Origin of the sequence: Roseateles sp. (genome assembly GCF_965262435.1) — a bacterium.
Lineage (GTDB): Bacteria > Pseudomonadota > Gammaproteobacteria > Burkholderiales > Burkholderiaceae_C > Paucibacter_A.
In genome coordinates this window covers 4509087-4533111 of the sequence record NZ_OZ253537.1, presented here as the reverse complement: position 1 = coordinate 4533111, position 24025 = coordinate 4509087, and the positions used below count along the sequence as shown (strand labels likewise).

The following is a 24025-nucleotide window of genomic DNA, read 5'->3' as shown; positions in this document are numbered from 1 at the left end:
CCGAAGTGTTTTCAACCACCCGGCACCAGGAATTCGGCTAGAACTTCTCGATCGAACGGTCCGCTGCGGAAACCGTCCTTCCTTGCCCGAGCTTCGCGACCACTGAAATTTCTGCGCCAGGGTATCGCAGCAATCGATGAACAACGCCATAGATCAGCGCGCTCACCGCTATCGAGTCCAGTGCCGGCACCGCGGTCAACGCAAGATTCCAGGGCGGTGACAGGGCTGCCCAGGTGCTGCCGACAGCCCAGGCGATCAGCGCGTCGGCTCGCCAGCGCGATGCAATGGCTGCACCACTTGGGGCCAGCGCTACATGGATCAGGTAGATGCCGGCAATTGGCGGAATGCACACCCCGAGCCACAGCAGATAAGGCACCAGCAACTCGCCGATGCCGGCCAGGCCCAGGCCTGTGCCGACGAGACCGGCAACCAAGGTCAGCTGCCAGGGGGGCTGGCGCGGTCTTAGGGTGCTACCGATCAGGGTGGTGGCGTAGAGGTTGAAGCTGTTGGTGGACCAAGCCGTCAGAGCGACGATCAACAGTGCCGGCACGCCCAGCCCAAGGGTCAACATGATTCGCACCAGATCCTTGTCGCCACTGGCCAAACTAGGCAGACCGGCCAAGGTAAGTACCAGCGGAAAGCCCAGGCCATAGGCTAAGGCGCAGGCTAACGCCGCATGGCGGGGCGACTGGGCGAAGCGGCAGATGTCTGGTGACAGCACCGCCCCGACCATCAGGCCTCCGGCCACCATCGACACACCCATGCCCATCGGCATGGCGATGGCCGGCACGAAAGACCAGACCGGGTAGAGGCCACCGCTTAGCGCGGCAATAAAGGTCCAGGCCAGCAGCAGCAGTTTCAGCGGCGTGGTTATGGCCGACAGCAGATCAAGCGCCCGAAAGCCTATCATCGCCGTCACCGTGGTCAGCACGCAGCCGCCCAGCGCCAAGGCCCAGATCGGCGCTCTGGCCAAGGCCGGGCTGACTGAGGCCAACGCCTGGCCGAACATCATCGCCACTACGCCATACCAGCCGAGGATGCTCAGGCCCAGCACGCCATTGGCCAGCCGTGCACCATATTCGCCAAAGGCATCGGTGATCAGCTCGTAAGTGGTCTTGCGCGTGTGTGCGCCGGCGGCACCGGCCAGAGCGGCGATCAGTGCCAGGATCGCACCGCCTGCTAGGCTGGATTGGATCGCGCGGACGGCACCGAGCGCATGACTCAGCTCGGCGCCCATCACGAAGGCCGGCAGCGCAATCATTACCGCCAGGAGGATCAGCACGATGCGCCAGGCGCTGGCGCGGGGGGCATTCAAGGGCTTCATTGTTTGCATGCCTCAACGGTCCATCACCGTCTGCTCCACCGGCTTGTAATCGTGGTCGTAGCCGAAGTAGCGCGGCCCGACCAAGGCTATGGCTTTCGGCGTACGCCAGGCCGGCACGCAGGGCAGGCCCAGCACCGCAGCGCGCAGGCCGAAGCGAGCCTGCTCGGCGGTGATCGGCTCGCCGGTTTCCAAGTCAACCAGCACGATCAGGTCCGGCGTCGTGCACAGCACGGCTTCGTCGGTGCGCGCCATCAAAAACTCGTTCTGGAACTGCAGCTGCAGGCGCTGGCCAGCGTTGTCATCGAGGCCTTGCAATTGGGCTACGCCGCGGCCAAAGCGGCCGTCCGTCGTGCGCTGTACATCGGTGATCTTGCCTTTGAACAGACAGAATCCCTCGGTCACGCGCACCAGTTCGGCCACCGGGTCGAGGTGGCGGGCGCGGGCGTCGAACAGCGCCTGGCCGGCCCGCTGCGTCATCGTGATCGAGCCGCGCACCAGCGCCTTGCGCGCCTGCGCCGCCGTCATCGGGTATATGGCCATGCAGCAAGAGCCCCCCATGTCCATCGTGACGCTGCGCACAAAGCGCTCGGTGAATGCATTGCTGATTGTGCTCATCGTCAGCGTATTGCCCTTCTCGTCGGCCAGGGCCAGCGGACTGGCCGCAATGCCCTGCAGGGTGCACAGGGTCATCTGGATCTCGGGGAAAGCGCGGCCCATCGTGTCTCCATCGATCAGGGGCAGGCCGGTGGCGCTGGCGATGCTGAACGGGATCGTCGAATTGAGGCCACCGACCTCGATCGACATCACCGCCTTGGCCTTCTTGCCCAGCAGTGCTTCGAGGCTCCGCAGCGCGGCGATCATCGGTCCGATCTCGGGCAGCTTTTCAAGCATCACGGCCGGTGCACCGGCCATCGCCACCGGCACGATCAGGTCGTCGTCGTCAAGCTCGTCGATCTCGATCAGCCGCACCGGCCCATGTTCGCGGATCGCCCGCTGGGCCAACAGCTTGCCGAGGTAGGGGTCGCCGCCGCCACCTGTGCCGTAGACCGCGCCGCCGATGGCAATGGCCTCCATATCTATTGCTTCGATCAGGGTCATGCCGTAGTTCCAGTCGCAGTTCCAGTTTCGTTCAGGTCCCCGATCACGCGCACGCGGATGCGGGTGGCGTTGCCACCGATGTAAGCCAGCGGCACGTCCTCGACATCGAGCAGGGTCAGGGTTTGTGGGTTGGCACCGGCCTGCACTGCCGTCAGTTCGGCATCGGCCCGCACCCGGGCAATTGCTTGCTCGCGAGTCATGCCTTCGTCCAGCCGCAGGACGCGGTCGCTCTCGCCACTGACCTGGGCCATCGCCGCACCGACCGCATTGGCCACCCCGAAGTGCGGCGGAATCGTCACCAGCGCTTCGCCTACGTGCTCCCGAAGCAGGATGCTGCCGCCGCCGACGACCACCACCGGCAGCATCACCGCCGAGGTGCGCATGCGCTCGACCGCATCAAAGACCATCTGCTGCAGCCGGGCGTGGCAGCGCTGCACCGCGTCAGCAGTCAGGTGCGCGACCCTGCCTGCATCGCCCAGGGTTGCGACGCCCGCCGCCACGGCAATGTCGGTGGCCGTCAAGGTGCGCCCCCCGAACACCAGTGCCTCAGTGTGGATGTTGTAGCCGACGCTGCGCGGGCCAAAGGTCGTCAGGTCGGCATTGACCAGCGAGCCACCGCCCAGGCCGATGCTGTAAACATCGGGCATGCGGAAATTTGTGCGCACTCCGCCGACCTCGACCGCAATGCCGGCCTGGCGCGGAAAGCCCGCCTGCAGCACGCCGACGTCCGAGGTTGTGCCGCCGATGTCCACCACGATGGCGTCGGCGAGCCCAGACAGAAAGGCCGCGCCGCGCATCGAGTTGGTCGGCCCGGATGCCACGGTCAGAATAGGGAAGCTCGCCGCCTGTTTGGCGCTCATCAAGGTGCCGTCGTTCTGCGTCAGGTAGAACGGCGCGTTGATACCGCTGTCCTTCAGGGCCTGCTCGAAGGCGGCCACGACGTCCAGTCCCAGCGGGCCGAGGCAGGCGTTCAGGATCGCCGCGTTCTCGCGCTCCAGCAGGCCGATGCGGCCGATCTGCGAGGACAGGGTGATGCGCGCGTCGGGCATCACCGCGCGCACCAGTGCGGCGGCAGTATGTTCCTGCGCATCGTTTATGAAGGAGAACGCGCCGGCGATCGCCACGTCGCGCAGCCCCAGCGCCGCGAACTCTTGCGCAAAGCCATGGATTTGCTCTGGCTGCATGGTGGCAAGCTCGCGGCCGTCGAACTCGTAGCCGCCCTGAGCCAGGCGCCAGTGCATCGGTACAGCGTCCAGCATGTCCTCGGGCCAGGCTGAGGTGGGCGGTAGGCCACTGGTAGCCGGTAGGCCCAAGCGGATCATGCCCACCGGCGCTAGGTTACGACGCTCGACCAAGGCGTTGGTGAAGTGCGTCGTGCCTATCATCACAGCGCCGATGTTGGCACGTTCGATGGCGGCACCGGCCACCACCTCTTTCAGTGCATCGACCACGCCGCTCATCACGTCGGCGGTGGTCGCCGTCTTCAGCCCGAACAAAACCTCGCGGCCGCGCATCACGACGGCGTCGGTGTTGGTGCCGCCGACGTCAATACCCACTCGAATCATGGCGCTCTTCCTCACAGGCGGAACTTGGCTTCGAGACCGACAGTGCGGCCCGTGGCCAGCGAGCCGATGTCGTAGGGCAGGCCGCTGTAGCGTGACGAGTTGTAGTCGGCGTAGTAGCGCTTGTTGCCGAGATTGCGACCGACCAAGGTGACCGACCAGCGGTCCTTGGCGTCACGCACGCCAATGCGCAGGCCCAGCAGATCGAGTGCTGGCGACACAGCTAAGTTGTCCGGGTGCCAATATTTTTTGTCACGGTGTTCGTAGTCGGCGCGCAGCAGGCCTTCCAAGCCATTGCCCAGCGGCTGCGTGTACTGCGCACCGAAGTTGATCTTGAATGGCACTGTTTTCGGCGTGTGGTTGCCGACCGTGCCTGGTTCGGCCGTGCTGCGACGGATGCTGCTGGCGGTGATGCCCAGACCGCCATCGAACTCAAGGCCCTTCATCGGCAGGAAGCGGAAGTCCATGTCCAGGCCCTTCAGCGCCACTGAGTCGATATTGGTAATGACCTGGGAGCCGCTGGCGATATCGACCTTGAAGAACTGGAAGTCCTTCGAGCGCGAGACGAACAGTGCAGCATTGAACAAGAAGCGTCCGTCCATCAAGATGGTCTTCGCGCCAATCTCGGCATTGCTCAAGGTCTCGGCCTTGAAGTCCGGGATACTCGGCGCGTTGAAGCCGCCGGAGCGAAAGCCGGTGCTCAGCGTGGCGTAGGCCAGGGTGTCGCGGCTGTACTTTTGGGTCAAAGTGAACTTGGGCTGCCACTTGGAATAGGTGGCCGAGCGCTCGTTGCCATTGAGCACATTTGTCTGCTTGCGCTGGTCGCGGTCATAGCGCAGCGCGCTGGACAGAGTCAGCTGCTTGCTGAAGTCCACATCGACCTGGCCGAACAGGGCCGAAGAGCGGTTGTGGTTGGATTCCTGCAGATGGACAATGGTCTTGGCGGCATCGTCCCACTGGCCGGTCGAGCTATCGACATCGATGAAGGCGCGAGTTTCCAGATTGCGCAGGGTGTTCAGGTAATAGAGGCCGCCGATCCAACGCACAGGCAGGTCGTCTGGCGAGGTCAGGCGCAACTCCTGGCTGGTCATGCGTACACCGAGGTTCTGGCCCTGGCCGGCCTGGAAACCCAGACCCAGAAAACCGCCGGGCGAGTCGGTCGGGTTGGAGAAATCGACATCGCCGCGGTAGCGCTCGGTCAGATTTGTGTAGCTGGTGATGGACGTTAGCGTACCTACATTCAGCTCATACTGGACCTTGGCACTGAGGTCATCGGTGTGGCCCTCGGTGCGGCCCAGGATGTTGGAACGCGGTGCCACGATCGTCGCCGGATTGCGGTCAGTGACTATGCTGTCCCAGGTCGCACCGGCGGCATAGTCGATCACGTTGGCGCGCAGGTCGATCTGCAGGCCGGCACTGGGCTTTAGCAGCAGCTTGGCCCGAAGCGAGTTGTCATGACCGACGGCATCGACCTTGGCCCCACTGTAGGTGTTGGTGATCAGACCGTCGCTGCTTTTGGTTTGCGCAACGACGCGAAACAGTGCCGTGTCCGGCGCCAGCGCGCCGCTGACGCCTCCAGACAGTTCGCGTGCATTGCCATTGCCGACCTCCGCGCCGACAAAGCCCACCAGCTTGTTGCCAGGTGCTTTGGTCTCAATATTGATCGCCCCGCCGATGGCGTTGCGGCCATACAAGGCTCCTTGCGGGCCCTTCAGAACTTCGATCCGTTCGATGTCGAACAGATTCATCTTCAGCTGCTTCTGGTTGTTCTGCGGCACGCCATCGACCACCACCGCCACCGGAGAGTCGGCATTGTTGATCTGGGTCACGCCACGCAGCACGATGAAGGAGTTGCCGTAGGTGAAGGAGTTGTCGAAGGACATGTTCGGCGTCAGGTTCACGAAGTCCTGTGTGCTACTGATGCCCATGCTCTCGATCTGCTTGGACGAGAAGGCTTTCACCGAGGCTGGCACGTCTTGTAGGCGTTCAAGCCGACGCTGTGCACTGACGACCACCGTCTCCAGCTTGGGCGGTGCATCGGCAGCGGCGGACGGCTCGCTGACCTGGCTCCAAGCCGATCTGGTGAGCAGGGCTAGCGCGGCCAGGGTGAGGGGTTTCAGCCCGTGGCGAGCTTGCGATGAGCACTTCATGTAAGGGTCCTTCGAGGTTGGCAAGGGGATGAATGAAGTCTGGGCGAGGCAGCCCGCTAGGGCAACGCATCTGGCGGGGGGCATGGCCGGAAAAAACGGGGGATGGGGCAAACCCGAGCGCATGTCGCCGAGCGGCGGCCGAACGTGCCATGCACAATGAACCGGCATGACATCGACCGCCGACCCCGCCCTGCGCTTTGAACCCTTCGTGCATGTGGACGAGGCCTTGTGGCGCCAACGCGTGATCGACCGGCTGCTGAACGCCGCCCCCAGCTCAGCCCGGCTGACCCTGCTGAGCGCACCGGCGGGCTTCGGCAAGACTACGGTTCTGGCACAGCTGGCCGACTACACACGCGGCGAAGGCTCTGTTGTCGCTTGGCTGAACTGCGACGAGCGCGACAAGGACCCGGTGCTGTTCGCCGAGAACCTGCAGGCCGCGCTGGGCCGCTGCAAGCTGAGCCAAAGTGCCAGCCCGTCTGGACCCTCTGCCTCCTCTGCTCTTCGCCTGGCCGAGCTGCGCGAGCCCTTGCTGATCTGCCTCGACGACTACGAATGCGCGTCCAGCGTTGCGGTGGACGCCATCGTCGAGGAGCTGGTGTTGGCCGCGCCGGCCAATGTCAGCATCGTGCTGGCCAGCCGTGAAGCGCCCCATCAACACCTGACGCGGCTGCAGCTGGCCGGAAAGGTGCGCCTGGTCGATGCCGAGCTGTTGCGCTTCACCCGCGTTGAGTCGGTGCAGCTGCTGTCCGACGCCTTGCCCGAGGCCGCCGCTCAGCAGGTCGCTGCCTACGCTGATGGCTGGCCGTTCGCGCTGCAACTGGCGAGACTGCGCGTGAGCGGCGGCGCGGCGACCACCGACTGGACGGTCGATGCGCAGGCGAAGATTCCGCGCCGGCAGATCTTTGATTACCTGGCCGAAGAGGTGCTGGCCACCTTGCCTGCGGAGTTGCTCGAATTCCTGGGTGACGTGGCGGTGCTGGACATCGTCGATGTGGCCAGCGCCAATGCTTTGCGCGGCCGGGACGACAGCCTGGCGCTTATCCAGCAACTGGCGCGCATCAAGCCGATTGCTGTGGTCGATGAATCTTCCTGGTCGGCGCGGCTTCATCCGCTGCTGCGCGACTATCTGATCGACGCTGCCGAACTGATTTCACCGGGGCGCATGGCCAGCCTGCACCTGCGCGCGGCCCGTCACTTGGCCGAGCGCGGCCAGCTTCATGAGGCGGTGGCCCATGCGGTGGCCGGTGGGCGGCTAGACATGGGGGCCGATCTGATCGAGGCTGCGGGCGGCTTTCTGCTGGTTGCCAACGAGGGCGCGGTGCGCTCGCGTTTACTGCTACAGCAATTGCCCGAGGCGACGATACGCAAGCGCCCGCGGCTGCGCCTGCTGCAACTGGTACTGCAAGTGCTGGAGGCCGACCCGGCTAGTGCGGCCCTGGAATTCGAACGGTTGGAGCAGCAGATCCGCGCGGCCGACACCGGCGCCGACGACCCGGCACGATTTGACCTGGAGGTGTCGCGCTGCATGATGCAGATGAACCCGGCCGAGCACAATCTGCGCTTCTCGCCCTGGTCGGTGCTGGACCAGGCGCGGCGGCTGGCGCGCGCTCATGCTGGGCAGGACCAGCGCCCGTTGGGCTGCACCGTGCCGATCGAGATATTTTTCTTGCACCGTTACGGCCCGGTTGAGCGCTGCGAGCGTCGCATCCGAGAGGTTGAGGCAGTGTTCGCCAGTGGTGCCTACACTTACAACAGCCCTTGGATATGGGTCTACCACGCTCGCAGTGCCTTGGCACGCGGCGACCTGGCGCAGGCTGAGCGTGACATCCGTCAGTCGCTGCAGCAGGACGCGAATTTTCTCAACTTCCGCCAGGGTTCGCTGAGCCGACTGGTTAGCAGCCTGCTGGGCCATATCGCCCGCCTGCGCGGCGAGACCGAGGTCGCATTGGAACATTTCTCGGCCATGGTGCCGTGGGGACCCACGCGGCTGCTGGAGGTGCTGCACGCCGGCCATATCGAGACCGCGCTGTGTGAGTTCGCGCTGGGTCATGCGGATCGCGCGATGGAATTGTTGGAAGTTGCCCGCCACCTTGCTTTCGAGGAAAGCCTAGCGCATCTGGAGGTGCTGGCTGGTGCCGCGCAAGTGCAATTGTTGGCACGCCTGGGCGACTTGGATGGTGCGCAGGCGCTGGCCGCGCGCATCAAGCTCGACGAGCTTTGGGTCCTGGCACAGGAACCCTTCGCCTTGCCCTGGATCTCGGTCGAAGGGCTGGCGCAGGCAAGCTTCTTCTTGCAGATGGGGCACGGCGATGCAGCGGCGGCTGATTCGACCGCAACAGCGTTGCTGGGCCTGGCGAAACGCACCGGTCATCGCCTCGGCGAATTGCACGCTCACTTGATGGCGGCGCGTGCACGCGAGGCGCTAGGTAATGCCGGCGCTGCCCAGCGCGCGCTGCTGCATGTCTTGGTCCTGGGCACATACACCGGTGCAATCCAGCCCTGTCTCGACTTCGGCGCCGAGCTGATCACCCAGGTACGCAGCTGGCTTTCGACTGCCTCGGCGGCCGATAGTAGCCCCGAGCTGCTATGGGCGCAGGCGCTGGTAAACACTTGGGAGCAACGCTTCCGCAGCCGCGCTCTGGGAGACGCCGACAGCCCGCTGACACCACGCGAGGTTGACGTGCTGTGCGAACTCGCCAAGGACCACACAACCAAGCTGATCGCCAAGAACCTGCTGTTGTCCCCAGAAACCGTCAAGCATCACTTGAAGGCGATCTTCTCCAAGCTGAACGTGCGCACGCGAGAGGATGCGATCTTGGAGGCAAGGCGGCGAACGTTGATGCCATGAGGGTAAGGAATCCCGACTCTACGGAGACTCGTTGGCACTGACCTGCTGGAGCTCATTCAGTACGACAGATTTCTGGGCAACGCCTTCGCCGGATTTGGGCTGTTTCTTGCCTATCTCCTCCTTCGGCTTGAAGCGGTCGCTGCGGCAGCGCATGACGTTGTCTTGACCATCACTTGAGGCGCTCGCCTGACCGCGGTGGACTCGATGCGCCGACGGATCGCATCAGCTCGGCAATGCATCCAGAGTCCAGGCGAGGCGTGCGCGACGCTTTGACTATGCGATTGCCTGGATACATACCGATCTCACCACTGCACCAGCGCGCCGCCTATCCCAGGGCCAATACTTAGCGACGCCATGCTGTCCACAGACTGGATTCAGGCGCCTGCGACTGGACACTGGCGCGCAGGACTGGCGTCAGCGCAGCCATCAAAGGGGCCGCGAGAACACGGTGCCGGTCAACGGCATCTCTAATCCCATTCGATGCCAGCGAATGAGCGGGTTCTCAGCCAATCAGCGAGGACCATGCTCACAAGGGCGGAAACACTGGTGGGGTGGGACTTCGCCATGGCGCTCAGCGCCGGCCCATGCCCTCGCAGGTCAATGCTGACGCGCGCTCGACGAACAGCCCCGGGGAGGGCCGCCGGGCGGGCATTGGCAGATCGAAGTCGCGCAGGCCATACCTGAAAATCTGCATCTGAGTATTCTTCAGGTGGGTGAGTCAAGAGTGGAAGGTGCCTGGCACCAAAATACTCTGGTCGACTGTCTGAATGTTTGTGCGGCCGCAGAACGCCATGCTGGTGTCCAGTTCCTTGTGCAGCAGTTGCAAGCAACTCGTCACTCCGGCCTCGCCCATCGCACCCAAGCCGTAGGCCATCGCACGGCCAATCATCGTGCCTCGAGCGCCAAGAGCCCAAGCTTTGAGGACGTCCTGGCCTGAACGTATGCCGCCGTCCATCCAAACTTCAGTCTTGGAACCGACGGCTTTGACAATGGCAGGGAGTGCTCGAATGGTGGATGGCGCGCCATCCAGTTGACGGCCGCCGTGATTGCTCACAACGATGGCGTCTGCTCCATGTTCTGCTGCCAGTTCTGCGTCTTCCACTTCCATGATGCCCTTGAGGATCAGTTTGCCCCCCCACTGATCCCGAACCCAGTCGATATCGGACCAGGAGAGTCGCGGGTCGAATTGCTCGTTTGTCCAAGCAGAGAGCGAGCGCATATCGCTGACGCCTTTGACATGGCCGACCAGGTTGCGAAACGTTCGGCGCTGAGTGGCCAACATGCCGAGGCACCAACTTGGTTTGGTGGCAAGGTTGAGAACGTTTCGAACTGTGGGTTTGGGTGGTGCGCTCAATCCGTTCTTGATGTCTTTGTGTCGCTGACCAATGACCTGCAAGTCCAGTGTTAGGACCAGGGCGCTACACCTGGCGTCATGAGCGCGCTGGATCATCTTCCGCATCGCATCGCGATCACGCATCATGTAAAGCTGAAACCAGAATGGGCTGCTGGTGTGTTCTGCAACGTCCTCGATCGAGCAAATGCTCATGGTGGACAGAGTGAAGGGGACACCAAACTTCTCAGCGGCTCGAGCGGCATGGATCTCTCCGTCGGCATGCTGCATGCCGGTGAGACCAACGGGAGCGATGGCCACGGGCATGCGTGCCGCTTGTCCGACCATTCGGGTCGCGGTCGAACGATTTTCCATGTTCACGGCCACGCGCTGGCGGAATTGGATGCTCTGAAAGTCAGCTTCATTGGCCTTGTACGTAGACTCAGTCCAGGAGCCGCTGTCTACGTAGTCATAGAACATTCGAGGCACACGTCGTTGGGCAAGCTGGCGCAGGTCTTCAATGCAAGTGATCGTGCTCATGATTTCATGGGTAAAACACAATTTCATTAATGTATCACTTAAGCTTCGAATTCGTGGATCGCTTGACGTGGCGCTCCGCGAGATGCCCACGGCCTACTGGTGAGACCACCTCATGCCTGACTTGGCACTTCTTGCAGGACTGCTGAACTTGCAGGAGTGCTGAAGCGTGGCCAGATGGACCAAGCTGGTGCCGCGAGATCCGCAACTGCCGGCGCGGGCCAATTCGGCGATGCCAGTTGGAGGTGGTCCTCTCGACCGCAACTTGCGCGGCCAGCGAATATGTAGGGAGAGGTTAGGGCACTGTAGAGCCGTCACGTCTGGGTGGTCTCAGTGAGGAGCCGCTGGCGCTTGGCTTGAATCTGCCTTCTGCTTGCAGTGCTGCCTTTGCCGCCACGAATGCTTGGCTTCCCCAAGCTTCAGTGCGCGCTACTTGCGTGTCGCTTTCAAGTTCTACCCGTTCTGCCAGATCTTGCCTAGAGAGCTACGACCCTGGCCTTTTCGAGGGGGCTGCGGAATTGTTACGTTGTGAATCTGTTCACAGACTCTGCTGCTCGTCTTCGAGGTGTTCGCCACATTTGTTCTTGATCTTGGAACGTCTATGGCGATCTCGGCGAAGCCTGGCCTGGCTGATCGAAATGCCTTGAAGAGCAACTGCCTGCTGCGCTTTCAATTTATTACACCTACTGGATGTAAGTATTGACGAGAAATGGCTTGCGTCCTAAAGTGTTTGCCATGAAAAGCAAAATGACCGTTCGTGTTGGCTTTAAGCGAACCATTGCTCCAGCTGCAGTCGGCTTCGAGGAGTGGGCACTGGGGCTGATCGGAATCGCTGCAGCTGCCTCTATTACTCCTTGGCGGCCGTGTATTGATTCAGAGAACTGACCCGCAAGTCCTCGGCCCTGGGCATTGAAAACCGACCGACCTTCGCAACACACGCCAGGTGCGTTGACTCCAACATTTGAATCCCACCCTCTCTATGTCCGATCTACTCTCATTCCAAGAAAAGCTGGGTGCAACGTTGATGATGCGAGAGGCGCGCGAAGCTGCTGATCGAATCACGTTACAGAGCTCGCAAGATGCCGATCTCTATAGACGCATCGGGGAGAAGCTGCGCGCTTTTGGGCCGCGCTCCGTGGTGACTTGTGCGCGCGGCAGCTCGGATCATGCCGCGACCTATCTGCGCTACTTGGTGGAGGTGGAGTTGGGGTTGCTAGGGGCCTCGCTGTCTCCTTCTGTGAGCTCGATCTACGGCAAGCAGCAGGATCTTTCCGGCTGTGTGTTCATTGCCATCTCGCAGTCAGGGCGCAGCCCCGATTTGCTGGCGGCCACGAGATCAGCCAAGGCCTCTGGTGCGTATGTGCTGGCCTTGGTCAATGTCGAGGACTCGCCGCTGGCTGCTCTTGCGGATGACACTTTGCCTTTGCGAGCCGGTCCCGAATTGAGTGTGGCGGCGACTAAGTCTTTCCTCTGCACCTTGGCGGCTTCTTTGCGACTCGTTTCCGAGTGGACGCAGGACGAGGGACTGCGCCGTGACGTCGAATTGATGCCGCAGAAGCTACGGGAGTCTTGGGATCACCGCTGGGATGCTCTTGGCGCAGCACTTCTGTCGGCCCAGCATCTGATCGTGCTGGGGCGTGGTGTGGGTCTGGCCGTGGCGCAAGAGGCTGCCCTGAAGTTCAAAGAGACCTGCGGCCTGCACGCTGAAGCATTCAGCAGCGCCGAATTTCGCCATGGACCTATGGCGCTGTTGCAGCACGATATCGCGGTGCTGCAACTCGGCCAGCGGGACGCCAGTGAGCCCGCTACGCGGGAGTTGGCGGAGCAGCTTAGCGCCGATGGGCACCGCGTCTTTCTGGCTGGTATTCAGGCTTCGGGACCCCATTCTTTGCCTCTCGCAGAAGCCTCTGCGGCCTTGGTGCCGCTACTGTGCGCCCAAGCGGCCTACCAGCTCGCCGCAGCCCTCGCCGTTGCCCGGGGCCTGGATCCAGACAAGCCACCTCTGCTGCGCAAGGTGACGGAAACCATTTGATGCAAGACGGGTTCGCCCGCGTGCATTGAGAGCAGGGCCCGATGTCGCTATTCAGGCGGCATTCCTGCACGACCAATTTGGCGATCAATTTGGTTGGGGGCAGCACGACCGATAGCAACAAACCGACAGCAATGGAGACCGACACTATGCATGCATTCCGACCTTTGCAACTGTGCGCGCTGATTGCGCTGGCAAGTATGGCCTCTCTGGCCACCGCAGCAACGCACTACGAAGGTGCCAAATCGACCGCGGTCATCAAGGATGGCTGGCTCTACACCAACACTCAAACTGCGACCGGGCAAGCGCTTGTGACCGCGGTGAAGCCTGCCGCGGTTGCAGGTGTCATTGGTGTGGGCGACACGCGTGTTTACGGTGCAGCCTTTGACAAGGGGCGCAAGCTGAGCGTCAACCAATGGCAAGCGGTCCTGAGCATGGACGCATACCCTGAGAACAGCACGACCAACTACCAAGACCCAGGTCCCTGGCGGTATTGCGAGGTGGACTACGAAGCTGCACAGGGAATTTCAGACTATCGCGGCAACACCTTTGGCCCCGTTGGCGTGACCACGGTCGGTGACTTCCCTGACTATTTCAAGAAGGCTTTTGCCCCCAATGTTCTGGGCAAGCCTAACGCCACCAACGCTGACATGCTGGCCTGGGGCGTTCAGGTCACGGGCGTGCCGGCAGCCAGCTTCAAGGCTGACGATTCGAGGCTGGATCCGTATCCCAATCTTGCGCGTTCCAATGCCACCAAACGCGCAGCTCTGGGCAAGATCTGTCAGGCTTTGCAGGCAGCCTTTGACACCAAGCAAGTCCAGTATGTGATGAGCCACTACGCGCACATCGACAACGACAAGCTACAACCCGTGCTTACTGCGCTGAAGGGCTTGGGCTTCACGAACTTCAGCAGCTTCAATCTGGTCGGTTTGGCTTTTCAGGTGCAGGTGAACACCGGCTCCATAGCCCGCGTTTCTTCCTTCTCCTCGGTGCGTCAGGCAGGCAACTGCGGCAGCATGAGCGCAGAGACCTGCTTTGCCACCTACCTGACCGATCAATACATTCGCTGGTTGAAGTCGCCGAGCTTGGGCGATGACGCGTCCAATTGCTGGCGCGCCAACATGGCTCTGGACATCTATAAGAAGGACCCCAAGATGTCCAGTCTGACCGTTGTCAATCAAGTCATCAACAGCAGCTATCCGAACAACTCCGGCAAATGCCCGACTTCGGGCGTTCGGTGGTCGAAGAACATGGCTTGGCAGTGAGTTCAGCGGATTGCTCGCAACTGGCCCAGCGGTGCTGCCCATTCTCGGAGTCTAGATCTTGAGAACTCTGCTTCGAAAGTGGGTGGCGCCCCTGCTGAGTGTTTGTGCGCTTTGTGCTTGCGGTGGCGGCAGTGCTGCCCTCAGCCCAGATGGAAGCAGCGCACCTTCAGTTGAGGCTCCTGTCGCGGCTGCTCGGGCTTTGCAGCCCGAGCAGCGAAGGCGCGCAGAGTCATTAATGGCGATTTGGGAAAACGGGCAAATTGAGAAGGCCTATGGATATGCCGAGAACATTCGGGATGGCCGTGGTGTGACTTGGGGTTGGGTCGGTTTCACCACGGCCGATGGCGATGCCATCGCCGTGGTGGAAGAGTTTGAAAGCCTGCGTCCCAACAACCCCTTGAGTCCTTTTTTGACGCAGCTGCGGGCCATGGCAGTTAGCGATGAGGCTGGCTTCATTCGAGCGGTGCAAGCCTCGGCAAGCGGTGAGTTCAAGGCGGATTTTGAACGAGCCCAGAATCACCAAAGCGACCTGAAGTACTACCTTCCCGCGCTGAAGGTCGCCCAAAAGCTGGGCCTGAAGACTGCAGCTGCGATCGCCCAAATCTACGACAGTGCGATCAATCATGGACTGGAAGGGGTGGACGCACTGGTGTCCCAGGCGACACAGGAGCTGGCTGGCACTCCGTCGAGCGGTATCGACGAAGTCCGCTGGCTGAATGCTTATCTGGACATCCGCTATCGCGTACTCGTTGCAGATCCAACGTGGCGTTCGTCTTCCGACAGAGTTGCGGTATTCAAGGAGCAGATCGTGGCGCGCGGCAATCTGAACCTAGATAGCCCCATCCTTATTGAATCGGCCCAGTACGGAACGTTTGATATCCCATAGGGGCAGCAATGCTTACGGCTTGAGACTGCCTACGCGCCTGGGTTGGCATGTGTCCGCGGTTGAACTCCGCGCTACGGCTCTTTCATGCGCGCGCCTTGCATGCTTTCATGACGGGGCCACCTTGAGTCTAGGTATTGCCGGACAGCACCCTGCTTGTGGCCATTGGCCTACGTGGTTGCTGTCAAACGAGTGGATGGCCACGTACGAGACCTGGGTGGATTCGCTCGTACCTTCTCCGAGGGTCCTAGCTGCGCCAGGCTTGAACGAGTTGGGCATCTCAGGTGTTCAGATGCCGCACCCCATTGGGCGCCCCTAGCGTCCGTACGACATCGCCGTCACTCAAGCAAGGGGGCTTTGATGCAATGTCTATTCGTTGCATGCCAAGTTCCGCAAACTGTGCACGCTTGGATTGACAGCCCCATTCGGTTGGGCTGCAGCGCGCGCGCCTTTTAGGCCTGCTTGAATTGGTCGCAGGGCCTAGCGGCGCAGGCGAGAGTGATGATGCACCATGCCCATTCAATCGGTCCTGAATCGCCGGTGTCAGCGAGCCCTGGGGTTAGCTGTTTGAACCTAGAGGCCCCTTCAGAGGCACTCAGATTCCATCAATCAGTGGCATAGGTAATGCCAATTAGACTGAGGAGTCCAATAGCAAAAACAATAGGGCTCGTTTTGTCAACCACAGGAGCGAACGATGACCCAAGAACTTAAATGTCCTTTTCACCAGACTGCGGCCCGCAGCACACATGGCGCGCAGTCCAACGCCAACTGGTGGCCGAATCAGCTCAATCTGGCGATCCTGCACCAGCACCAAGCTGCTTCTAACCCGATGGATGAAGGCTTCGACTATGCCGAAGCCTTCAAGACTCTGGACTACCCGGCGTTGAAGGCTGATCTGGCTGCGCTCATGACGGACTCCCAGGATTGGTGGCCTGCTGATTGGGGGCATTACGGCGGGCTCTTTATCCGTATGGCCTGGCACGCGGCTGGAACCTACCGCACGGCTGACGGCCGTGGCGGCGCCAACAATGGCAATCAGCGTTTTGCACCCCTGAACAGCTGGCCGGACAACGGCAACCTCGACAAGGCCCGGCGACTGCTTTGGCCGATCAAGCAAAAATACGGTAACGCTGTTTCCTGGGCTGACCTGTTCATCCTCACCGGCAACGTGGCCATGGAGACCATGGGCTTCAAGACTTTCGGTTTTGGCGGTGGGCGAGCCGACATCTATGCACCGGAGGAAGACATTTTCTGGGGCGCGGAGTCGGAATGGCTGGCGACCAGCGATAAACCCAACAGCCGATACAGCGGCGAGCGCCAGTTGGCCAATCCGCTTGCAGCCGTGCAAATGGGTTTGATCTATGTGAACCCGCAAGGCCCAGATGGCAATCCTGATCCGATCGCCTCGGGTCGTGATGTGCGCGAAACCTTTGCCCGCATGGCCATGAACGACGAAGAAACCGTCGCGCTTGTGGCAGGTGGTCATACCTTCGGCAAGATGCACGGAGCAGGAGATCCCACGCTGGTTGGTCCGGAGCCTGAAGCTGCGCCGATCGAGGAAATGGGTTTTGGTTGGATCAACAAGCTGGGTACGGGCGTGGGCGTTGACACAACCACCAGCGGCTTTGAGGGCGCATGGAAACCCAATCCGACCACCTGGGACATGGGCTACCTGAAAGTGCTTTTCAAGTATGAGTGGGAGCAGGTCACCAGCCCGGCAGGTGCAATTCAATGGCAAGCCAAGAACGTCGCGCCCGAAGACATGGTTGTGGATGCACATGTTCCCGGGAAGATGCATGCGCCGCAGATGACCACCGCCGACATGTCTCTGCGGTTTGATCCTGCCTACGAAAAGATTGCTCGTCGCTTCCTTGCCCAGCCGGAAGAATTCGCCGATGCCTATGCACGTGCCTGGTTCAAGCTGACTCACCGGGATTTGGGCCCGAAGGTGCGCTACCTCGGCCCGGAAGTGCCAAGCGAAACGCTGATCTGGCAAGACCCCGTGCCGACTCGCGAGCATGCGCTCATTGAGATGCACGATGTTGTCGAATTGAAAGCCCGCATTCGAGCGAGCGGCTTGACTGTGACTGAGTTGGTCAGTACTGCATGGGCTTCAGCTTCGACTTACCGCGGCAGCGATATGCGCGGGGGAGCCAATGGCGCTCGCCTGCGCCTTGCGCCGCAAAGGGATTGGGCGGTCAATCAGCCTGCGCAACTGGCCAAAGTGCTGGCTGTGCTGGAAGGCATTCAAAGCAGCTTCAATCAGGGCGTGACCGCCGGCAAGCAGGTGTCGCTGGCTGATCTGATCGTGTTGGGTGGTGCAGCTGGCATTGAAATGGCTGCCAAGGCTGCCGGTCATGAAATCGTGGTGCCGTTCAAGCCCGGTCGCACAGATGCAAGCCAGGCGCAAACGGACATTGAGTCTTTTGCCGTGCTTGAACCGCAAGCTGACGGATTCCGAAACTGGCGCAAGATGGCCCTGAGTGTCTCACCGGAAGAGATGCTCTTGGATCGTGCACAACTGTTGACGCTGTCGGCGCCGGAAATGACGGTTTTGATCGGTGGTCTGCGGGTGTTGGGCGGTAATGTCGGCAATGCCGATGCAGGACTGCTGACGAAACGTCCGGGCCAATTGAGCAACGACTTCTTTGTGAATCTGCTCGACATGTCGACGCAATGGCGTCCGGTCGAGGACAACCTGTACGAAGGACGCGATCGCAAGAGTGGCCAGGTTCGCTGGACGGCTACACGCGTTGACCTCGCCTTTGGTTCGAACTCGCAGCTGCGTGCCTTGTGCGAGGTCTATGCGCAAGAGGACGGCAAGGCCAAGTTCGTCCGCGACTTTGTCGCTGCTTGGGACAAGGTGATGAACCTTGATCGCTTCGACTTGAAGTGATGCGTTCCGCGACGTTGGATGTGTCGACGTCGCCGCAGGTCCGCTCTGTTTGGGCGGACCTGCTCGCACTGCTGTGGCTGGCTCAAGTGGCATGCAGCACGGCGAGCGCCAAGCACCAACTCCAGCTGATGGGATATCGGCGAGCAAAGACAGCGTGTCGGATTCTGGCGGACGAACAGAAGCAGGTCTTACAGCTCGCGCTGAAGCTCAACGTTTGCCCCAGCGAGACCGAGCGGGCGCGCCGTATTGGTGAAATGGCGCGAGAGGCGACGTTCCCAGAGTGCCTTCGACGCATCTGCCAAGCGTACAGAGAACTGAAGGCGCTGCATGCCGACCGGCCTGGCTTGGCTGAGTGGTGTGATGGCCGATTGCGAATTCATGGTGCACAGATGCAATACATGGAATTCCCTGCGACCTATCTACCTGACGGGAATGTCCAAGAGATTTCACATGGTGCATGACGGGTAGCTGGGTCGCGTTTTTGCCGGTGAAAGATTGAACCCATAGCGCTTTAACAAGGCAAGCGCATGATCTTCAATGGCGGATATCGCTAACTGCTAGGCGGCACTTGTTTCCAAGTCGCATCGGTCCACTGTGGCTCGTTCGCGGGGACGCACGATTCGCCCCGAATTCTTGCAGTCCATGGGCAAGACGCCAGCGAAGGCATATAGGCCAAGTTTCAAGCCAACATCCATTTGACGCCGCAGCTTGGTGATTTGCTGCTGAATGATGGCATGCCGGCCTCTGAAGCCGGGTGTGAGTTGCAAGAGCCGCGGCAAATCGCTCTGAGGCGTACGTGGTGAGCTCAATCAGCCAGGAAGCTGGCGGCTGAGATGTCGAAGGCGTCCATCGCGCGCAAGACTTGACCCCGGGCATCCAGACGCAAGATGCGAAAGTCGTGCATCACTCGCCCGTCGTAGAGCCACCAGCGTATACCCAGGGTCTTGGCGACGAGATCCGTGTCGGCGCGCTTGCCGGTCAGGAAGTGCCAGTTGTCGCGCTTCATGCCGCGCATCTGGCGGTATTCTCGCCACAGGGCCGGTGTGTCGTGCTCGGGGTCGATGCTGATGATGAAGAAGCGTAGCTTCTGGCCACGACGGTCAGCTTCGACCTGGATCTCGGTTAACTTGCGCCAATTGACCGTGCAGACGAAACGGCACTCGCTGTACTCCATTGCCACAATGGCCGGCTGGCCAGCGAAGTCAGCAAGGATGTGTGGTCGCTCGTGCTCATCGACGAAGCGTCCAGGCAAGCGCCACAGCATCATGCCGCTATCTGGGGCGCTGCCGGCCACCGCTGCCGCCGGCAAGGCCAGCAGCAGGGCAGAAAGCAGCACGGCTTTGAGCCAGTGTCGGTGCATGGGCTGCTCAGTATTTCTGCAACACTTTGACGTCGGCCGAGGCTTTGGACACATAGCCAATGGCCCCTGGCGTGGACTTGACCGCGGCGATCACCTCAAGATCGCTTGTGCGTACGAGCGGCGGATTGATGCCTTCGCGGAAACCTTTCTTGGCCCAAATTGAAGCGTACTTTGCCGCGTCGACTTTGATCACCTTGGCGAGGAAGTCGGCTTGCGCAGCGCTGTTGTCCATCGGAGCGAGCTTGGCCCCGCCGGCGGTTTGTTTGTCGCCAACAAAGACCTCCCTGATTTCGTCCGCACTGAGTGTGACGTTGGCATTGGCGATCATGAAGACATCGCCGGCCTGAGCCGTTTGCGACAGCAGTAGTGCAGCGGTGAGGGCGGTGGCAAACAAAGGAGTGGGTTTGTGCACAGTCTGCTCCTTAGAAACGGATCGCGTACTGCGCGCGCAGCGAATTGACGGTGCCCAAGGGATTTGCGGCGTCCCGGTTGTTGTCCAACTGCACCTTCACGGCCGACCTTGGATCAAGGTCGTATCGCAATCCAATGCTGGCTTGACGGTAGGAGCTACCGCTCTCCTGCAGGGCGAAATAGGGGTCGGCGCCATCCAGCGAGGCCTTTTCGACACGGACAAAACCAGTCAGTCTGTTGGCTAGGCTGTAGCCGACTTGCATGTATGAGGCCCAAGAGCGATGCTTGCCACCGCCGATTGCGAAATCGCGGTTGTTGAAGCGATAGTACTCACCGATCAGCTCAAAGCTGTCGCCTTCCCAAAAACCGTAGCCGCCAAGGAATTGGGTGCGGGCTTTGCCCTGGGCGCTGCCGTTGGCATTTTCACCAGCGACCGTCTGGCGCATGCCATGCAGACCGAGAGTCAGGCCGGGTACTGCCTTCAGGCTCAAGCCAACATTGAAGCCGAGCATGGGGCTGCGGTTGTCATCACCGCTGGCATTGAAGTCCAGTACGCCTTCGCTGATGCGATTGCCGTTGCCGGTGTAGAAGTCGTAGTTCACGCGACCCAAATCTGTGGACGCCCGGCCGGTAACCCAGGCGCCGACTGTGTGTGCCGGCAAGATGCCACCTTGGTCTTCGAAAGCGATGAAGCGCGGCCGGGTGATCGCGGTCTGGATCTGCGCGCCGTGGTGGAAGGCGGTGTTCCAGTAGCCATAGGGGGTGTGGAAGCGACCGGCCCAGAGCACGAAGTCGTCGCTGAATGCGTAGCCGATTTGCAGTCGCTCGGCGTCTGTTGCCAGCGAGCCATCCTCGCCGTACTCGAAGGCCAGTTCAATCAAGCTGCGCACATTACTGCCGAACTGAGGGGTTAGGTAGATGTCCATCACACCGAGCGTGCTGCCACTACGCAGGCCATCGGAGCTCTTGTTGTGATGGACATGGCCGATATCGAGAAAGCCATGTAGGGGCACGCCTGTATCGGTGCCCTTGTTGGCGCTTGCAGTAGCGGCAGCTAGGTCGCGCACGCCTTGCTCCAGCGTTTCGATTCGGGCTTGGGCTACCGGGTCGGGTTGGACCGCCGGCTCTTTGGCGGGCTTCGCAGGCGCTACCGCCACCGTCGCCTTGGGCTGCTTTTCCAACTCGGCCAGGCGCTGGTTCAGTTGCTCAATCACTGCGAGGCTCTTCTCCAACTTGGTTTCAAGCGCCTTGATGCGCTCAGCTTCCTTGCCGTCTTTGGCGGCTGCGATAGCTGGAAGCGTGTAGGCGCTTGCCAAGGCGATGGCCAAGGCGCTCACGCGCAGTCGGGAGAGTTTCATTCGTGCTCCGTAGATGATGGGTTATGTGGGGTAAGCAGCCCTGTCTAACGGCAGGGGAGCGCCTCATGCGGACAGCAGCAGAAGCGGTCAAAGTGACCGATCTGGACGCGACGCATCCTAGGCAACAGGCTCACCTTTGTTTGTCGCATAAAACAATACTGTCCGCCAGTTTTTCGCAACTTCTGATACCGATTGTTGTAAATGTATGGAATCATTGTTTCCCTAAAATCGGTTGCCTCGGACTGGCTTCAATCCAGGTGTGCGCAAACCGAAGGCCTATCGAGCTGATCCAAGGAGGCGGAACTTTTGCAGGAATCAGGAGGTACGTCCTAAGTAGAGTCAGCATTCGAGCGCGTTCGATGAGGTCGTTTTGCGTGATCAGAGCTTCTCCCACGGTTGGCGCTGTTTTGTCTTTGAGCGGCCGCTTTCACGGTCGATTCAAGGTTGTCTATTTGGAACTAGCGAAGTCGTTTCAGGTTCGGGCGGAGATCGGCGCTTTCATGGTGCGGATTCCGTTGTTCGATCACGCTGAAGCTTCATTGGAGCTTGGCTAGAGGCGCCGAGATGCGCTTGGTCCCCTTGCTGTCCTTCGCTGCCGCAACAGTCGGACGCGACAGGGTTCTGGCCAAGGCGAAGGCCAGGGGGTTGGGAGAGTTTCATGCGGGCTTGATGGTTGACGGGTAGCGCAGCGCCAGTCCCTTTGTCTGTGCCGCGCCTCTTTCACCTGTCCGCATGTGGTGCCGAAAGGGCCTATCTGAACTGCGCTCATCCAAGGCAGATGGACGATTCCATAACGTTGACCCAGCAGGCATGGCTCCTATTTTCTCAAGCGACCGCACTTGCCATAGATCACGACCACAACCGCCAATTGAGGGACCCGTCTGCGTCTGACCGGGTGCCGCTTCATGTTTGCTTTTCGCGCTTCCCTCTGGTTGGAACCTGACCGGAAGTGGCGCTGCGCTCTAAATTGAGGAGTTTTAAATGCCGAGGGATGTTTCCAGGTCGGGTTCGAATCACCAAGGATTCAAGCGCTTGTTCTCGCCAGCGCTGCGCCTTATGCAGCGCTGCCAGTTTTCGGCCAAAGCCGCCATCATCAGCGCGGCCTTCTTGATTCCCATGCTGGTCTTGCTCAGTTCGTTCTGGCAGACCAAGCGTGAACTGATCGAGGCTACGCGTGTGGAGCGCAGAGGCGTTGAATACGTAGCCAAGCTGTTGCCTGTGCTGCGGCAAGCGCAAGTCCATCGCGATGCAGTGTTGCGTCAGAGCGTGAAAATGGCTGGCGGTGAAGTAGGTGGCGCCACGGCACTGACTCACGCGATCAAGGCGCTGAAGCCGCTGGATGCGCAGTTTGGCGCATCCTTCGAGACGGCCGAACCATTGGCAAAGGCTGAGCAGGCCTTGGCGAGCTTGCCGGGAAGCAGCGAGGGCCTCTTCAAGCTCTATGCTGGACATGCGAAGCATGTGGCTGGCTGGTCGCGGGTTCTGGGTGCGGTGGTGGATTCCAGCGGGTTGGTGCTCGACCCTGATCTGGATAGCTATTTCACGATGGACGCTGCCTTTCTGGTGCTCCCGGAATTGATCGAACACGTGAGCAAGATGGGCATTCTTTCGGCCACGAGTTCGGCCGCCGGACAGGGGGCTGATATTGCGGCGCAGGAGTTGGCGCGAATGGATGCGCTGATCGAACTGTTCGAAGCCCGCCTCATCGACGATGCCTCTAAAGTGGCCAAGGCCCGGACGGAACTCGCGGCTGTCTTGGACCTTGCCGAATTGCCAAAGCAGATTGCCAAGTTCCGCGATTTGGCCACCGATTCACCGGGCGCGGGTGGTGTGGAGCAGGCGCAGAAGGTCTCCGCCAGTGCGGATGCATTGGTCTCGCAACTCTGGAAGCTGCAAGGCAAGTACAACCAATTGTTGGCCGCCATGTTGGAAATGCGGGAAGCTGATTTGGGTGGCCGGCTGACATCGACCCTGGCGCTGGTGAGCGGCTTCATTGTGCTGGCGGCTTATCTGTTTTATGCCTTTGCTTTGGCCATGAATGCAGGCATGCGCGCGGTGACACGCGAGGTAATCGCAGTGGCCGATGGTGATTTGACGACAGCAGTCAAAGTGCGCGGTCGTGATGAATTGAGCCAGGTGCTGTTGCATATGCGCGATATGCAGCAACGTCTGTCCGGAACGCTGGGTAAGGTGCAGCGCTCAGCCGATCAAGTCGCTTCGGCCAGCCAGCAACTGACAATCGGCACATCAGATCTATCCAATCGTACCGAGCAGACCGCAGCGCAATTGCAGAAGACGGCCAGTTCCATGGAACAGATGCAAGTCACAGTGGCCAGCACTGCTGCAACGACTCGGGAAGCGGCCGCGCTTGCGGAGCGAAATGCCAGCGTGGCGTCGCGCGGCGGTGAGGTGATTGGCGAGGTCGTGGCGACGATGCAGCGCATTCAGTCTTCAGCCAACACCATCAATGACATCATCGGCTTGATTGATTCGATCGCGTTCCAGACCAATATCCTGGCGTTGAATGCGGCGGTCGAAGCGGCTCGTGCGGGTGAACAGGGCAAAGGCTTTGCTGTGGTCGCGTCTGAGGTGCGTAGTTTGGCCCAACGATCGGCCAATGCAGCGAAGGAGATCAAGGGGCTGATCGGCGTCAGCGTCGAGCAGACCGAATCCGGCGTGCGGGTTGTGCGTCAGGCCGGCGCGACGATGGAGGAGATTGTCTTGTCAGCGGGTCGAATAAATCAACTGCTTGCTGATATCGCTCGGGCTACCGCAGAGCAATCCATTGGCATCAGTCTGGTGAGCGAAGCGGTGGGCCAGCTGGATCAAATGACACAACAAAACGCGGCCTTGGTTGAGGAGACGCTGGCGGCCTCCAATACGATGATGGAGCAAGCGGCCGGGCTGGCTACTGAGGTGGGCACCTTCAAGCTGCCTGGATGAGAGACTCGCAGTCGCGAGGCAAGAAGGAGGC

15 protein-coding genes are annotated in these 24025 nt (G+C 60.8%); 7 read left to right on the top strand and 8 right to left on the bottom strand.

What is annotated here, in order from left to right; genetic code table 11:
• Positions 1-37: 37 nt before the first annotated feature.
• The 4 genes from ACQY39_RS19395 to ACQY39_RS19380 are packed head-to-tail and all read right to left on the bottom strand — an operon-like array spanning position 38 to position 6134.
• Entirely contained in the window at positions 38-1315 is a 1278-nt protein-coding gene (locus ACQY39_RS19395) for a cytosine permease (RefSeq protein ID WP_428509039.1), read from the bottom strand.
• Between the two features lie 21 nt (positions 1316-1336).
• The gene (locus ACQY39_RS19390) at positions 1337-2422 is read right to left on the bottom strand and encodes a DUF917 domain-containing protein (RefSeq protein WP_428509037.1); all 1086 of its coding nucleotides are present in this window, start codon (positions 2420-2422) and stop codon (positions 1337-1339) included.
• Positions 2419-3987: a hydantoinase/oxoprolinase N-terminal domain-containing protein gene (locus ACQY39_RS19385; RefSeq protein WP_428509035.1), complete on the bottom strand. Its 1569-nt coding sequence runs from the start codon at positions 3985-3987 to the stop codon at positions 2419-2421. Before ACQY39_RS19385 ends, ACQY39_RS19390 begins: the two co-directional genes overlap by 4 nt.
• Before the next feature lie 11 nt (positions 3988-3998).
• Positions 3999-6134, bottom strand: a complete 2136-nt coding sequence (locus ACQY39_RS19380; RefSeq protein ID WP_428509033.1) for a TonB-dependent receptor — start codon at positions 6132-6134, stop codon at positions 3999-4001.
• Positions 6135-6300: 166 nt separating this feature from the next.
• Between ACQY39_RS19380 and ACQY39_RS19375 the strand changes: the two genes are divergently transcribed.
• The gene (locus ACQY39_RS19375) at positions 6301-8982 is read left to right on the top strand and encodes a LuxR C-terminal-related transcriptional regulator (RefSeq protein WP_428509031.1); all 2682 of its coding nucleotides are present in this window, start codon (positions 6301-6303) and stop codon (positions 8980-8982) included.
• Positions 8983-9700: 718 nt separating this feature from the next.
• On the opposite strand, the gene ACQY39_RS19370 is transcribed toward ACQY39_RS19375, so the two are convergent.
• Positions 9701-10852 (bottom strand): alpha-hydroxy acid oxidase, encoded by a 1152-nt coding sequence (locus tag ACQY39_RS19370; protein WP_428509029.1) that lies wholly within the window; start codon positions 10850-10852, stop codon positions 9701-9703.
• A gap of 976 nt (positions 10853-11828) precedes the next feature.
• On the opposite strand from ACQY39_RS19370, the gene ACQY39_RS19365 reads away from it, so the two are divergent.
• The 5 genes from ACQY39_RS19365 (at position 11829) to ACQY39_RS19345 (ending at position 18383) form a co-directional block, all read left to right on the top strand.
• On the top strand, positions 11829-12881 hold the full coding sequence (locus ACQY39_RS19365) for an SIS domain-containing protein (protein WP_428509027.1): 1053 nt from the start codon (positions 11829-11831) through the stop codon (positions 12879-12881).
• A 77-nt stretch (positions 12882-12958) separates the two neighbouring features.
• Positions 12959-14143, top strand: a complete 1185-nt coding sequence (locus ACQY39_RS19360; RefSeq protein ID WP_428509025.1) for a hypothetical protein — start codon at positions 12959-12961, stop codon at positions 14141-14143.
• A gap of 235 nt (positions 14144-14378) precedes the next feature.
• Complete coding sequence (locus ACQY39_RS19355) at positions 14379-15029, top strand: chitosanase (protein ID WP_428509023.1); 651 nt, start codon at positions 14379-14381, stop codon at positions 15027-15029.
• 691 nt (positions 15030-15720) lie between these two features.
• Positions 15721-17922 (top strand): catalase/peroxidase HPI, encoded by a 2202-nt coding sequence (gene katG, locus ACQY39_RS19350; RefSeq protein WP_428509021.1) that lies wholly within the window; start codon positions 15721-15723, stop codon positions 17920-17922.
• Complete coding sequence (locus tag ACQY39_RS19345) at positions 17922-18383, top strand: hypothetical protein (protein ID WP_428509019.1); 462 nt, start codon at positions 17922-17924, stop codon at positions 18381-18383. The genes katG and ACQY39_RS19345 overlap by 1 nt, the downstream gene beginning before the upstream one ends.
• 344 nt (positions 18384-18727) lie before the next feature.
• On the opposite strand, the gene ACQY39_RS19340 is transcribed toward ACQY39_RS19345, so the two are convergent.
• From ACQY39_RS19340 to ACQY39_RS19330, 3 genes are read right to left on the bottom strand one after another with little or no spacing between them, the layout of a single operon-like run.
• A complete protein-coding gene (locus ACQY39_RS19340; protein WP_428509017.1) occupies positions 18728-19282 on the bottom strand; it encodes an SCO family protein in 555 nt (184 codons plus the stop codon).
• A gap of 7 nt (positions 19283-19289) precedes the next feature.
• Complete coding sequence (locus ACQY39_RS19335) at positions 19290-19694, bottom strand: hypothetical protein (protein WP_428509015.1); 405 nt, start codon at positions 19692-19694, stop codon at positions 19290-19292.
• Between the two features lie 10 nt (positions 19695-19704).
• Positions 19705-21051: a cell envelope integrity protein TolA gene (locus tag ACQY39_RS19330; protein WP_428509014.1), complete on the bottom strand. Its 1347-nt coding sequence runs from the start codon at positions 21049-21051 to the stop codon at positions 19705-19707.
• A gap of 1032 nt (positions 21052-22083) precedes the next feature.
• Here ACQY39_RS19330 and ACQY39_RS19325 point away from each other — a divergent pair.
• A complete protein-coding gene (locus ACQY39_RS19325) occupies positions 22084-23994 on the top strand; it encodes a methyl-accepting chemotaxis protein (RefSeq protein ID WP_428509012.1) in 1911 nt (636 codons plus the stop codon).
• Positions 23995-24025 lie beyond the last annotated feature (31 nt).